Annotated in this window: 10 protein-coding genes; 4 read left to right on the top strand and 6 right to left on the bottom strand. The window is 55.6% G+C overall.

The window, feature by feature from the left end:
• On the top strand, positions 1 to 529 hold a 529-nt coding region (locus H5P30_RS00530; RefSeq protein WP_185690989.1), incomplete at its 5' end, for an IS630 family transposase.
• 246 nt (positions 530 to 775) lie between these two features.
• Here the strand turns inward: H5P30_RS00530 and H5P30_RS00535 are convergent.
• Positions 776 to 1702 (bottom strand): glycosyltransferase family 9 protein, encoded by a 927-nt coding sequence (locus tag H5P30_RS00535; protein ID WP_185691016.1) that lies wholly within the window; start codon positions 1700 to 1702, stop codon positions 776 to 778.
• A gap of 138 nt (positions 1703 to 1840) precedes the next feature.
• Here H5P30_RS00535 and H5P30_RS00540 point away from each other — a divergent pair, with 138 nt between their 5' ends.
• Complete coding sequence (locus H5P30_RS00540) at positions 1841 to 3772, top strand: LpxL/LpxP family acyltransferase (protein WP_281387959.1); 1932 nt, start codon at positions 1841 to 1843, stop codon at positions 3770 to 3772.
• A 526-nt stretch (positions 3773 to 4298) separates the two neighbouring features.
• Here H5P30_RS00540 and H5P30_RS00545 read toward each other — a convergent pair.
• Positions 4299 to 5816, bottom strand: coding sequence for a pyruvate carboxylase subunit B (locus H5P30_RS00545; RefSeq protein ID WP_185691018.1), 1518 nt, complete (start codon positions 5814 to 5816; stop codon positions 4299 to 4301).
• 204 nt (positions 5817 to 6020) lie between these two features.
• Between H5P30_RS00545 and H5P30_RS00550 the strand changes: the two genes are divergently transcribed.
• Positions 6021 to 6248 (top strand): hypothetical protein, encoded by a 228-nt coding sequence (locus tag H5P30_RS00550; RefSeq protein ID WP_185691019.1) that lies wholly within the window; start codon positions 6021 to 6023, stop codon positions 6246 to 6248.
• An 18-nt stretch (positions 6249 to 6266) separates the two neighbouring features.
• Positions 6267 to 6644, top strand: coding sequence for a DUF1318 domain-containing protein (locus H5P30_RS00555; RefSeq protein WP_185691020.1), 378 nt, complete (start codon positions 6267 to 6269; stop codon positions 6642 to 6644).
• Positions 6645 to 7866: 1222 nt separating this feature from the next.
• Here H5P30_RS00555 and atpC read toward each other — a convergent pair.
• Genes atpC through atpA form a run of 4 tightly spaced genes read right to left on the bottom strand, consistent with a single transcriptional unit; the run spans position 7867 to position 12193 of the window.
• The gene (gene atpC / locus H5P30_RS00560; RefSeq protein WP_185691021.1) at positions 7867 to 8280 is read right to left on the bottom strand and encodes an ATP synthase F1 subunit epsilon; all 414 of its coding nucleotides are present in this window, start codon (positions 8278 to 8280) and stop codon (positions 7867 to 7869) included.
• Between the two features lie 21 nt (positions 8281 to 8301).
• Positions 8302 to 9726 (bottom strand): F0F1 ATP synthase subunit beta, encoded by a 1425-nt coding sequence (atpD, locus tag H5P30_RS00565; protein WP_185691022.1) that lies wholly within the window; start codon positions 9724 to 9726, stop codon positions 8302 to 8304.
• A gap of 23 nt (positions 9727 to 9749) precedes the next feature.
• Positions 9750 to 10628 (bottom strand): ATP synthase F1 subunit gamma, encoded by an 879-nt coding sequence (atpG, locus tag H5P30_RS00570; protein ID WP_185691023.1) that lies wholly within the window; start codon positions 10626 to 10628, stop codon positions 9750 to 9752.
• Positions 10629 to 10660: 32 nt separating this feature from the next.
• Complete coding sequence (gene atpA, locus H5P30_RS00575; RefSeq protein ID WP_185691024.1) at positions 10661 to 12193, bottom strand: F0F1 ATP synthase subunit alpha; 1533 nt, start codon at positions 12191 to 12193, stop codon at positions 10661 to 10663.
• Between the last annotated feature and the right edge of the window lie 41 nt (positions 12194 to 12234).

Consider the following 12234-nt stretch of genomic DNA (forward strand, 5'->3'; position numbering starts at 1 on the left):
GTGGGGCGACGAAACGGCCATCAAGCCGGAATGCCATTTTCGAAGAAGCTTCTCGCCCAAAGGAGTCACTCCAGTCGTACGCCAATCGGCCAAACGTTTCCATTCGAGCCTCATCAGCGCCATCAACAACCAAGGAAAAATGCAGTGGATGCCGCTGAAGGAGGCGATCAACTCCGAGACCTTCCTGAAGTTCCTCCGGCAACTGGTTAAGTTCAGGAAGCGTAAGATCATCCTGATCGTCGATAACCTGCGGGTCCACCACAGCAAGCCCGTCAAGGAGTGGTTGGAGCAAAACACCCATCGCATCGAACTCGTATTCCTTCCAGCCTACAGCCCCGAGCTCAACCCGGACGAATACCTGAACAACTACTTGAAGCAGACCGTGACCGCAGAAGAAAGGCTCACCGACAAAGTCGAACTCGATGCAACCGTGAAGGTGAAAATGTTCCTGCTCGGGATCAGAAAACATCTCGTAAAATCCTTCTTCCGTCATCCTGCGGTCCAATATGCAGGCCTATCACCTATTTGATTAGCCGAGTAATAAGCTGAACCGGGAACTCGAGAGATATAGATATCTTTTTACGATTTACGGTTAGGGTGACGACAAGCAGATCGTTTTCCCAAGGCATCATTCTTTGCGAAATTAGAGCCGATCGGCCAATGCTTCCGATGCCTTTCGACGTGCTCAAGATCTGAAACAAGCAAGGGATGAGTCTAACTTGAGGAAGAAGGTTCCGGGGGAATCCCTGCCACCACTCCAAAGGGACCTCCGTGCCTAGAGCACGAGCCGTAGCACTGCTTCTTCGACTGCCTCCACCGAAACATTCTTGAGATCGCCTTGCTCTCCCCGGATGGAGACATTCTCTGGTTTATCGAAGGGATATGGGCCGTAGAGTTTGGGGTCCGTCGGACCAAAGACGGCGATGACGTGACGATCCATGGCGGCGGCGAGATGCATTGGGCCACTATCGTTTGCCACGACGACTGCGGCCTCACGCATCACAGACGGCAGAGAGGCCAAGGGCACTTTCCCGCGGTAGTCGACGACTGTTTCCGGGAAATCTCCCTTTTCCGCCAGCGGTTCTTTCCCGGTGCCAAGCCAGCCGATCGTGCGATCTGGAAACCTTTTCGCCAGGGATTGAGCAAGGTCAGCAAAGCCCTGCCACTCTTTTTCCGCCCGTCGGCTTTCGGGGAACAAGAGGATAGATCCCGGAGGTGGACCCTCGGGCAGCTTCGGACTGTTTGGAAAACTCAGAGCTTCCGGATCCAAGTCGTAGAGGCCTAATGGGCGTTGGAACTGCCGGAGAATCTCTACCGCGTGGTATGGCGGTGGACCCGGCGGAATAGGCACCTTGACCCGATAGAAAAACTTCGATCCCTCACGGGCATCATAGCGCCCGATCTTCATCTTGGAACGCGAGAAAAAGGTCATGATCCCGCTCCGGGCCAAGCCCTGCATGTCCAGAGTGACGTCGTAAATCTCCTTCCGCATTTCCCGACAGACTCTAAGAAATCCGCCCGGACTCCGCTCGAAGCGAAGAACTTTCCGAGCCAGACCCGAGGCTTCGACCATTCCGGCAAAAATATCACGGGCGACCCAATCGATCTCCACATCCGGAATCTGGGTTCGAATTCGATCCACCACCAGCAGAGCGTGAACGATGTCGCCAAAAGAGGAGGGCTTAATAATGAGAATCCGCACGAACTTTCTCAATTTGAGGAGCACCCGGGGATTCGGCAACGAATAATATTCACAGCTTTGGCTCGGGGATCGAAGAACCTAAGCTGACCGTGCAATGAGGCTGCCCCTCCGACGAATGCCCAACTGTCAAAATTTAGGTTGGAGAGGCGGACGGGTTCAGGTTGGATAGCGACAATGTTTCTCCTCGTCCGAGTCTTATCTTTTCTTGTTCGCATTCTTCCTGATTTTATCCTTCAGGGGATCTGTCTGGGGCTCGGCATGTTCCTCTATCTCCTCAAATCGAAGAGGAGGATCGTCATGTCCAACTTGGCGCACATCTATCCGGATCTCTCGGAGAAGGAACTTCGCCGCCTGGCCCGAAAGAATTGCATTTTGACAATCGAGATGGGTCTCTTCGCCCTCGCCTCGCCCGGGTTCGACTCCACCAGCATCCACAAACGCTTGAAGTTCGGAGAGGACTTTGAGGAAAACTACCACCGAGTCGCCGGGACCTCACCGATGCTCATCCTCCTCCCCCACAACTATCTCAACGAGATGGTCATTTTCACCCCCAACATGCTGGGCTTGGAGAAAAAGAAAGCGGCCGCGATCTTCCGTCCCATGGATGATCCGAAGCTCGACGACTGGATCCGCCAGACCCGCGAACGGGGCGGACTGAAACTGCTCTCCCGTCGCGGCGGACTCGAAGCGGCAATTGGCCACCTCCGGGCCTGCGGCCACCTTGCGATTCTCGCCGACCAGAGCGCCGGCGATTCCGGCATTCTCGGGCGCGTCGGCGGCCGAACCGCTTCCCTCTCCCCTTTTCCCGATCTTCTGGTCCGGAAGTTTCCGGTTCAACTCGCTTTCGTCTACATTGAGCGCACTGGATTCTTCCGCGGAACCCTCCATATGGGGACTCCCAAGGATCGCGACCGTGAGCCTTCCGTTCTTTTCGCGGAATGGATGACCGAGAAACTTCAGAACTCCGAAGGCTGGGAAACGAACTGGCTCTGGATGCACCGTCGGTGGAAGACCCAGCGTAAACCCGAGAAACGGCTTCGCCTCGAGCAAAAGCGCGGCATCTCCTCCGACTTCTACCCAATCCCCGACGACCGCTCCCGCGCCGACCGTTTCTACCTTCGCCTACCCAACTGGCTGGGCGACATCGTTATGCTCACTCCGCTGATTCGGGCGATTCGCAAGGCCCGGCCCGATGTCCGACTCACCCTCGTCTACCGTCCTCAATTTGAATCCCTGATCGATCTTCTTCAAATTCCCTGCGACGATCGCCTCCCCGCCGACAGCCGCAATGCTGAAGGTCGCAAGCTCTTAAAAGACAGACGTCACGACTACCCCGATACGGCCATCCTTTTCACCAACTCATTCCGCGGAGACAAGGAAATGTGGACGACCCGCGCCGAACAGAGGTTTGGGATCAATCGTCCCGGCAAACCACGCCCTCTTCTCACTCACTCGTGGGAGATGCCGGCGGACCTCGACGAACAGTCAATCCATCAAACCGAACTCTGGAACCGCTTCCTGCAACACTTCGGTCTACTCGAAGAACCGGATACCCAACCGCTGAACGGCGACCCCGTTTCGCCAGACTCCTTCCGTATCGGTCTATTCTCCGGCTCGGAAAACTCGCCGGAGAAACGCTGGGCCCCTGAGAAATGGATCAGCCTCGTCGAGAAACTCCTTGCTGAATATCCATCCGCGGACATCGAACTCTACGGCACCCAGGGAGACCGTGAAATTACCGAAAAGATTCTCTCCGCAGCCAATAACCCACGGTTAACCGATTACGCCGGAAAGACGAACTTGGCCGAGCTCGGTGAACGGGTGAGAAACTGCCGTTTCGCCATCGGCAACGATTCCGGAGGCATGCACTTGGCCAATGCTTTGGGCTGCCCCGGTGTGGTCCTGTTCGGACCAACCAACCCCGTTCGTACACGCCCCGTTTTCGATGATCCCTTGGAGATTGTTCAGGCTCCCGATGCCTCTCCGACCGGGGGAGGGACCATGGAGGCCATTGAGGTCGGTGAAGTTCTGGCGGCGACGCGGAAGCTCGTGGACGTCCCGGGAAACTGAGAAATTTCTGCTTAGTGACGACGCACCTGCAAAAGGCAAAGAGCCGCCAACCCGAGAGGCAGCAAAATGCTAAAATTTGACACCGTCCAGGCCAAGGGAACCAAGATACAAATAAAGATGGTCCATTAATAAAGCTTATTCGCCCAAGACAGCAATCCCCTCCCACGCCTAACGACGGCCCCCTCTCCTTGTCTTTCGCCTATCTCAAGACCGAGTGGCAAGCAAAGGGAGGAGTCTGGTTTAAGATGCCCTCGGTACTCCGACTCCCATCCTTCCAAAGATAACCTTAAGCATATCTATCTAATTTCGATAAGAATGTACGGGAAAGGCTTTGCTGGAGCGCGGAATTGATTCATCTCCGCATGCCGCTCAGTTTTCTCACCTTGGGATCCGAAAAGGAGACCGTTCCAACGCAACCTTTCCAACGGGGCGGAATCAATTCCGCGCTCCATCTAAGACCCGCGTCAGCGGGGGGTTCGAATGCCCCCCAAATCTTCAAATCGACCCACTAAGAGCCGATCGCTCTCTAAAGCTCTTCGACGCTCACGTCGTGACTCGTGCCGTTGATCGCCACCTTCATGCGGGAGAACCGTCCAGAACCAACCGGAGTAGCCGGGGCAGGAGCGGCCCCTTGAGGAGCGGCTGCGGCCGCAGGCTTTGCGGCGGCCGCGGGAGCCTCCCCTTCAGCCTTTTTCTTATAAAGGTTCTCAATCCCCTGCGGGAACATGGCCCAGATGACGCAGTGCTCTTCGTCGTCCGGATACCCTTTTTCGCGGAGTTCGGCGGCGAGCTGTTCCATGCGTGGCTTCTGCAGATCTGCAGGACGGCAGGTGATCGGGTCTTTGCCGGTCTTCTTGGCGGCCAAGTCCCGAACCTCCTGATTCACGGGCGCAGGAGTCTGGCCGTAGTAACCAAGAGCGATATCCATGGCTTGCGGGGAGAAGTTCTTCCAGCGACCAAATTTAACGTTCAGCATGGCCTGCACCCCAACAATCTGAGACGTCGGTGTGACAAGGGGAATCCAGCCGAGCGCTTCGCGGACCACCGGGATCTCGGCAAAGACCTCGTCGAACTTGTCCTCCATCTTCTGCTCTTTGAGCTGATTGCGGAAGTTGCTGAGCATCCCCCCCGGAACTTGGTAGAGCAGCGTATCACTATCAACGACCTCATTTTTGTGAGCGGTGAAGTCGGAAAGCTCTCCGTACACAGTTTCGAAATATTTCCGAAGCTCGGTCAACTTCTCCATCTTTTCTTTGGAGTCATAGTCGGGCTTGCGATCAAAGCCGGCGAGAAGCGCCATCATCCGAACGGTATCGGGCTGCCCCGTTCCATTGGCGAAAGGAACGATCGAAGTATCGACCGCATCGACGCCTGCCTCAATGGCGGCCATGTAGGTCGAGGCGCCCAAGCCTGCGGTGTCGTGAGTGTGAATCCAAACCGGAATCTTTAGGCGCTTTTTCAGGCCGGAAACAATCTGACTGGTCACATGCGGAGGGATCAGACCCGCCATATCCTTGATGACAATGGCATCGCAGCCCATATCGGCCAACTCTTCCCCCAGGCGGATGAAGGCTTCAACATCATGGACGGGGCTGGTCGTGTAACAGATAGTCCCATGAGCCTGCTTGCCAGCACTCTTGGCGGCCTCAATCGCGCAACGCATGTTCCGGGGATCGTTCAGGGCGTCAAAGATGCGGAAAATATCCATCCCATGTTTCGCCGAGTTCTTGACGAAAGCCGTGACGACATCATCCGGGAAGTTCTGGTATTGGACAATGTTCTGCCCCCGCAAAAGCATCATGTGAGGGGTCTTCGGAGCCGCCTTCTTCACCGCGTCGAGGCGGTCAAAGGGGAACTCACCGAGGAAACGCAGCCCGGCATCAATTGTGGCTCCGCCCCAAGTCTCAAGCGCTCCGAATCCGAGAGAATCCAGTATCGGGGCGGCGGGCAGCATCTGCTCTGTGCGCATCCGGGTAGCCGCGAGCGATTGGTGACCATCCCGAAGAACAGTATTGTTGAAAATAACGGGTGTTTTGTTTGCCATAGTGAGTGGAATTTAGGGGAGATTATGCAATAAAGTCGGAATATATCTAGAAAAAAATCTTAACCCAAACTGATTTCAGCAGAAATTTTACTTATCATAGACACGCATCGCGGCGCTTAGCATGCGGGCCCATCTGAAGTCTATTAAGGCTAATTTGGACCTTGAAACCCTACAGGAAACGCCAACGATCATAACATCTAGAAAATGGAACGTAAAAACAACTCACTTCTCCCCTTTCGCCTCCCTCTTGGCCTCATTTCACTGGCCAGTTTATTTCTCCTTTGCTCTTGCGCCACCACGGCACCCAATGAGCCCGAGACGGCTCCCGGTCCAGACCGGGCTGAAATGGCCAAGCGTTCCGAAATCAAAAGTGAACTGAACAAGGTGTTTGAACCGATCGATGAAAAATCGGAACTCCTTGAATCTCGATAACCTCCTATTTCATCTCGCATGCGCAAAATTTTCCCATTCGCTCTTCTTCTCCTCACCCTCGCCTCCTCCGCTTTCGCGGCGGCCTCCGCTCAGGACATGCGCGATGCCCGCGAACGCATCATCGAGCGCCTGCCCGAGCTAGAGAACCTCTGGAACCGCGGCCTGACCGGTGAAAGCAACGAAGGCTACATCGTCGCCCGCTCATCCCTGAACAGCACCCAGATCGGGTGGATCCAGGCCGAAAACCGCGATAGGGTCATCCTCTACTCGTACGTTGCCGAACGAACCGGAAGCGATCTCTTTGAAGTCTCCCGCGAACGCGCCGCCCTGATTGCCGAAATGGCCAAAGGTGGCCTGTGGATCCAAGACGATTTCGGAAACTGGAAACGGAAGTAAGCGAGCTTTCGATTTTGCCACCGGGATTACACCGGACAAGGCTGCGATGCCGTTACTGGTGTAAACATACGGTGACCCCTCAAGAATATATCCCCCGCCACGCGGTAGGCTTCACTTCCGAGTCGAAAGGGTTCTAGTTGTTACACGGCTCACGCTTGTGGTTCAGCAACTATGGCAAGGGGTTCGGATTGACCGGAGGGGTAACCCGCCCCGCGAAGCGCCCCCCCTCCTACGAGCACATCCTTACGCACAAATTCCTAGACCAACGTTGTCCTGTAGGAGTATGCCAAAAATGGAGTGCGTTTTCGAGACCGTCCAGAGCCATAGGCTTGTGTGTAAGGATATGCCTGCGAGTAGGAGAGGAGTTTTCGATGAGCTGTTAAATCCTGACGAGCTATCCAACCTAAAACTCTTCCCCTGCTTGCAGGGGAAGTGCTTCCATCGGAAGCGGAGGGGTTCTGACCGCAACACGGGCTCTTCACTGAATTCAGCAACTATAGACTGTAAGTACAGACCTTCGGGGGGAACCTCCCCACCAGCTGACGCTGGTCCCCCCCCTCCTACTCGTAGGAGGGGAGTTTTCGATGGGCTGTTAAATCCTGACGAGCTATCCAACCTAAAACTCCTCCCCTGCTTGCAGGGGAAGTGCTTCCATCGGAAGCGGAGGGGTTCTGACCGCAACACGGGCTCTTCACTGAATTCAGCAACTATAGACTGTAAGTACAGACCTTCGGGGGGAACCTCCCCACCAGCTGACGCTGGTCCCCCCCTCCTACTCGTAGGAGGGGAGTTTTCGATGAGCTGTTAAATCCTGACGAGCAATCCAACCTAAAACTCCTCCCCTGCTTGCAGGGGAGGTGCTTCCATCGGAAGCGGAGGGGTTCTGACCGCAACACGGGCTCTTCACTGGATTCAGCAACTATGACTGTAAGTACAGACCTTCGGGGGGAACCTCCCCACCAGCTGACGCTGGTCCCCCCCTCCTACTTGCAGGAGGGAAGTTTTGGAAGGGAAAAGCAGAAAAACCCAGTCAGTCCAGACGGCAACGCAACTCCCATCTCCCAACTCCAATCTACCATTCTCCATATCCCATCCCCCATCTTCTATCTCCCATTCTCCCCTCTCGCCGAAAGGCTGATCCTAAAACAACCTGCCCCCCCAAAAAAAGAATGCCTCCCCTGCGAACAAGGGAGACATTCTCGGGAAAGTATAAAAAGCGGGTTTAGCGCGAACGACGGCCCTTGGCCAATCGTTGAGCGACCGCGAAACGGAGACTTCCTTGGATTTGGTCCAGCTCGTGTGGATCGAGATCGGGCTTTCCTTCGGCTTCAGCCAGGTAACGACGGGCGCGCTCTTCAGCCTTACTCACGGCTTCAAGATCGATTTCCTCGACGTCAATGGCCGCCTCGGTGAGAACGCGAATCTTGTCTTCGCTCACTTCAGCAAATCCCTTATCGACCGCCAGAAACTGCTTTTGCCCTTGATGCTCGACTTGAACATCACCGGCACGCAGGAGAGTCACCAGCGGAAGGTGTCCGGGAAGGATGCCGATCTCCCCTTCAACCGTGTTGAGAACGACTGAGTCGGCCTCGCCGTCGAAGGCGGTTCTTTCGGGGGTAATGATCGTCAGTTTCATGCGGAACTTTCCGTTCGAAGCTTACTTGGCCTTCTCGACAGACTCGAGGACCTCGTCAATGGAACCCTTGTAGGAGAAATCGTTCTCAGAAAGGTGATCGAGCTCGCCGTCGAGAATCATCTTGAACCCACGGATCGTCTCCGAGACGGCAACATATTTACCGGCAAATCCGGTAAACACCTCCGCCACGTGGAAGGGCTGGGAGAGATACTTCTGGATCTTACGAGCGCGGAAAACGGTCTTCTTGTCTTCTTCGGAAAGCTCATCAATCCCGAGAATGGCAATGATGTCCTGCAGGTCCTTGTAACGCTGAAGAACGTCCTGCACCCCACGGGCAACGCGGAAGTGCTCCTCTCCGACAATCGAAGGATCGAGCGCGTTCGAAGTCGAAGCGAGCGGGTCGACAGCCGGGTAGATCCCGAGCTCAGCGATCCGACGTTCGAGAACGATGGTCGAGTCAAGGTGGGCAAAGGTGTTGGCCGGAGCCGGGTCAGTCAAGTCATCCGCCGGGACGTAAACCGCCTGGAATGAAGTAATCGAACCTTGCTTGGTCGAAGTGATTCGCTCCTGCAGGTTCCCCATTTCTGCGGAAAGGGTTGGCTGGTAACCCACAGCGGAAGGTGCGCGGCCGAGAAGAGCCGAGACCTCAGAACCTGCTTGGGAGAAACGGAAGATGTTGTCGACGAAGAGCAACACGTCCTGATTTTCCTCATCACGGAAGTATTCCGCCATGGTCAAACCACTCAGACCGACGCGCATACGAGCGCCGGGAGGCTCATTCATCTGACCGTAAACGAGGGCAACCTTGGAGTTTTCGATGTTCTCCTGGTCGATAACCCCCGAATCGGACATTTCGTGGTAAAGGTCATTCCCCTCACGAGAGCGTTCCCCCACCCCGCAGAACACGGAGAAACCACCGTGCGCCTTGGCGATGTTGTTGATGAGCTCCATGATGACGACGGTCTTACCCACACCGGCACCCCCGAAGGCACCCACTTTACCCCCCTTAATGAAGGGGCAGATCAGGTCGATAACCTTGATCCCGGTTTCGAGAATGTTGGCTTCCACGTCTTGGTCGACCAATGCTGGCGGCTGACGGTGGATGGGGCTGCGCTTGGTATAAGTGACTTCGCCCCGCTCGTCGACTGGGTCACCGGTGACGTTAAAGATGCGACCGAGAACTCCACGTCCCACGGGAACCGTGATGGCGTCTCCGGTATCGACTGCGTCGAGCCCACGGACAAGGCCTTCCGTGGAGGACATAGCAACTGCTCGGACCACTCCTTCTCCGAGGTGCTGTTGCACTTCGAGAACAACCTTCTGTTTTTCGCCACCCACTTCGAATGAAGTGGACAGAGCTTGATAAATCTTCGGCACATTGTCTTCGTCAAACTTCACGTCGACGACAGGGCCGATCACTTGCACGATCTTTCCGATATTTTCCATGGGAGGGTCAGTGATTACTAATTTTAATTGAAGAAGGTAGCGGCGGAAATTTCGAGAATCTCCTGCGTAATGGCGGCCTGACGGGCCTTGTTGTATTCGAGAGTGAGGTCGTCGACGAGGCTCTTAGCGTTGTCCGTAGCCGACTTCATGGCGACCATCCGGGCACTGTGCTCGGAGGCCTTCGCGCCGAGGATCCGTTGGTAGATCGCCTTGCGAATGAAAAGATCGAGAATCGTCGAAACGACTTCTTCCGGGCTCGGCTCGAAAAGCATTTCCCGATCGTCCTTGGAAGGTTCTCCGAACTCACTTGCGTGCTCGGCGATGAACTCCCGAAGGCTGGTCAGGGGAACCAATGGAGTGAGCCGGGGCTCCTGCGCCAAGGTGTTGATGAACTGGGGAGCGAGGATCTCGATCGTATCGATCTCTCCCTTGCGGAATTGTTCATCCATGGCGTCGATGATCGGACGCACCTCTGCAAAAGTGGCGTTATCCGAAACGGTAAAATCAGCGGCGAGATCGCGTTGCGTGCGAGTCAGGAATTGGCGCCCTTTCCGCCCGATGTTGAACCAGCGAATCGGAGTCGTCTCGTCCAGAGTCAGAATCTTCCGGAAGAGGTTCGAATTGAGCGGGCCGCAAAGGCCGCGGTCCGAGGTGACGAGGAGAATCCCGCGTCGCTTAATTTCCCGATTTTCGAGATACGGGTGCCAGGATTGCTGCTCTTCAAATCGGGAGCACAGGTTGACCAGAACGGATAGAAGCCCCCGGCCGTAATCACGACCTTTGAGGGCCACGTCCTGGGCCTTTTTCATCTTGGACGCCGCGACAAGCTGCATCGCCCGTGTAATCTGGGCGGTGTTCTTGACACTCTTAATCCGGTTCCGGATGTCGCGCGTGTTAGCCATACCGATTTAGTTCTCGATCTCGAGGATTAGGTTCAAGCGAAAGTGCGTTTCCACTCTTCCACGGCAACTTTGAGCTCTGCCGTCACCTCGTCAGTGAGCTTCGCTTCCGTGCGGATTTTAGTGAGGACGTCGGCCTTCCGATCAGTAAGGTATTCCTCAAGGCTCGCGGTTCCTTCTTGGACCTTGTTGACCTCGACGTCGTCGAAGAAAGCGTTCTCCACCGACCAGAGGATCGCCACCTGCACTTCAATGGGCTTCGGCGAGAAGGCGGGCTGTTTAAAGACTTCCACCAAGCGGGCACCGCGGTCGAGCTGACTCTTGGTCTTGGCATCGAGGTCGGAACCAAACTGGGCAAAGGCTGCGAGTTCGCGATACTGGGCGAGTTGCAGCTTCACCTTACCAGCGACCTGCTTCGCCGCCTTGATCTGGGCTGCGGATCCCACACGGGAAACGGACAGACCGACCGAAATTGCGGGACGAACACCTTGATTAAAGAGGTCCGTTTCGAGAAAGACCTGACCGTCGGTGATGGAAATCACGTTGGTCGGGATGTAAGCCGAAACGTCACCGGCTTGGGTTTCAATGATTGGCAGAGCGGTCAACGAACCATTTCCGTATTTCTCTCCGAGACGAGCCGAACGCTCGAGGAGCCGGCTGTGGAGGTAGAAAACGTCACCCGGATACGCTTCACGACCGGAGGGGCGCTTCAGAATCAGAGACATCTGGCGATAAGCCACGGCGTGCTTGGAGAGGTCATCATAAACGATGAGCGCGTCCATGCCGTTCTGCATGAAGTATTCTCCCATTGCCGCGCCCGAGAAAGGAGCGAGGTATTGGTTGGCAGGGTTATCGCCAGCCGGAGCGGTAACGATGGTGGTGAACTCAAGAGCGCCAGCCTTTTCAAGGGCATTGATCGTGCGGGCCACGTTCGAGTTCTTCTGCCCGACCGCAACGTAAATCGAGTAAACGGGGCGGAAGTCGGGATCTCCGGATTCCATTCCCACGCGGTTGATGTTCGCCTGATTGATGATGGTATCGATGGCGATCGTGGTCTTCCCGGTCTGGCGGTCACCGATGATGAGCTCGCGCTGTCCACGACCGATCGGAATCATCGAGTCAATGGCCATGATCCCGGTCTGCAGCGGTTGGTCAACCGACTTACGGGAGATGATCCCAGGAGCGATCTTCTCAACCGGATAAGTCGTTTCAGATTCGATGTTGCCCTTGCCGTCGACCGGATTCCCGATGGCGTCGACTACGCGTCCCAGAAGAGCTTTGCCGACCGGGACGGAAAGAAGGCGCCCCGTCGTTTTGACGGTGTCCCCTTCACGGATGTTGGCCACATCCCCGAGGATGACGGCACCGACTTCATCTTCCTCCAAGTTCAACGCGATCCCGTAAATTCCGCCGGGGAATTCGATCATCTCGTTATACATCACCTTCGAGAGGCCGCTTACGCGGGCCACGCCGTCGGCGGTGGAGAGGACGGAACCGACGTTCGACTCCTGAGTCGAGGTTTCCAGATTGGAAATCTCTTTTTCGATCTGTTCGACAATGCTGCTCATGATGGGAAGTGGGAAAAATTGAAAAGGAGTGGTATTTACAA

The organism is Puniceicoccus vermicola (assembly GCF_014230055.1).
Taxonomy (GTDB): Bacteria; Verrucomicrobiota; Verrucomicrobiia; order Opitutales; family Puniceicoccaceae; genus Puniceicoccus; species Puniceicoccus vermicola.

Bases quoted from the DNA above. Each gene is read 5' to 3' on its own strand.
- atpA (WP_185691024.1), bottom strand. From the start codon at position 12,193: ATGAGCAGCATTGTCGAACAGATCGAAAAAGAGATTTCCAATCTGGAA.
- atpG (WP_185691023.1), bottom strand. From the start codon at position 10,628: ATGGCTAACACGCGCGACATCCGGAACCGGATTAAGAGTGTCAAGAAC.
- H5P30_RS00555 (WP_185691020.1), top strand. From the start codon at position 6,267: ATGCGCAAAATTTTCCCATTCGCTCTTCTTCTCCTCACCCTCGCCTCC.
- atpD (WP_185691022.1), bottom strand. From the start codon at position 9,726: ATGGAAAATATCGGAAAGATCGTGCAAGTGATCGGCCCTGTCGTCGAC.
- H5P30_RS00545 (WP_185691018.1), bottom strand. From the start codon at position 5,816: ATGGCAAACAAAACACCCGTTATTTTCAACAATACTGTTCTTCGGGAT.
- atpC (WP_185691021.1), bottom strand. From the start codon at position 8,280: ATGAAACTGACGATCATTACCCCCGAAAGAACCGCCTTCGACGGCGAG.
- H5P30_RS00550 (WP_185691019.1), top strand. From the start codon at position 6,021: ATGGAACGTAAAAACAACTCACTTCTCCCCTTTCGCCTCCCTCTTGGC.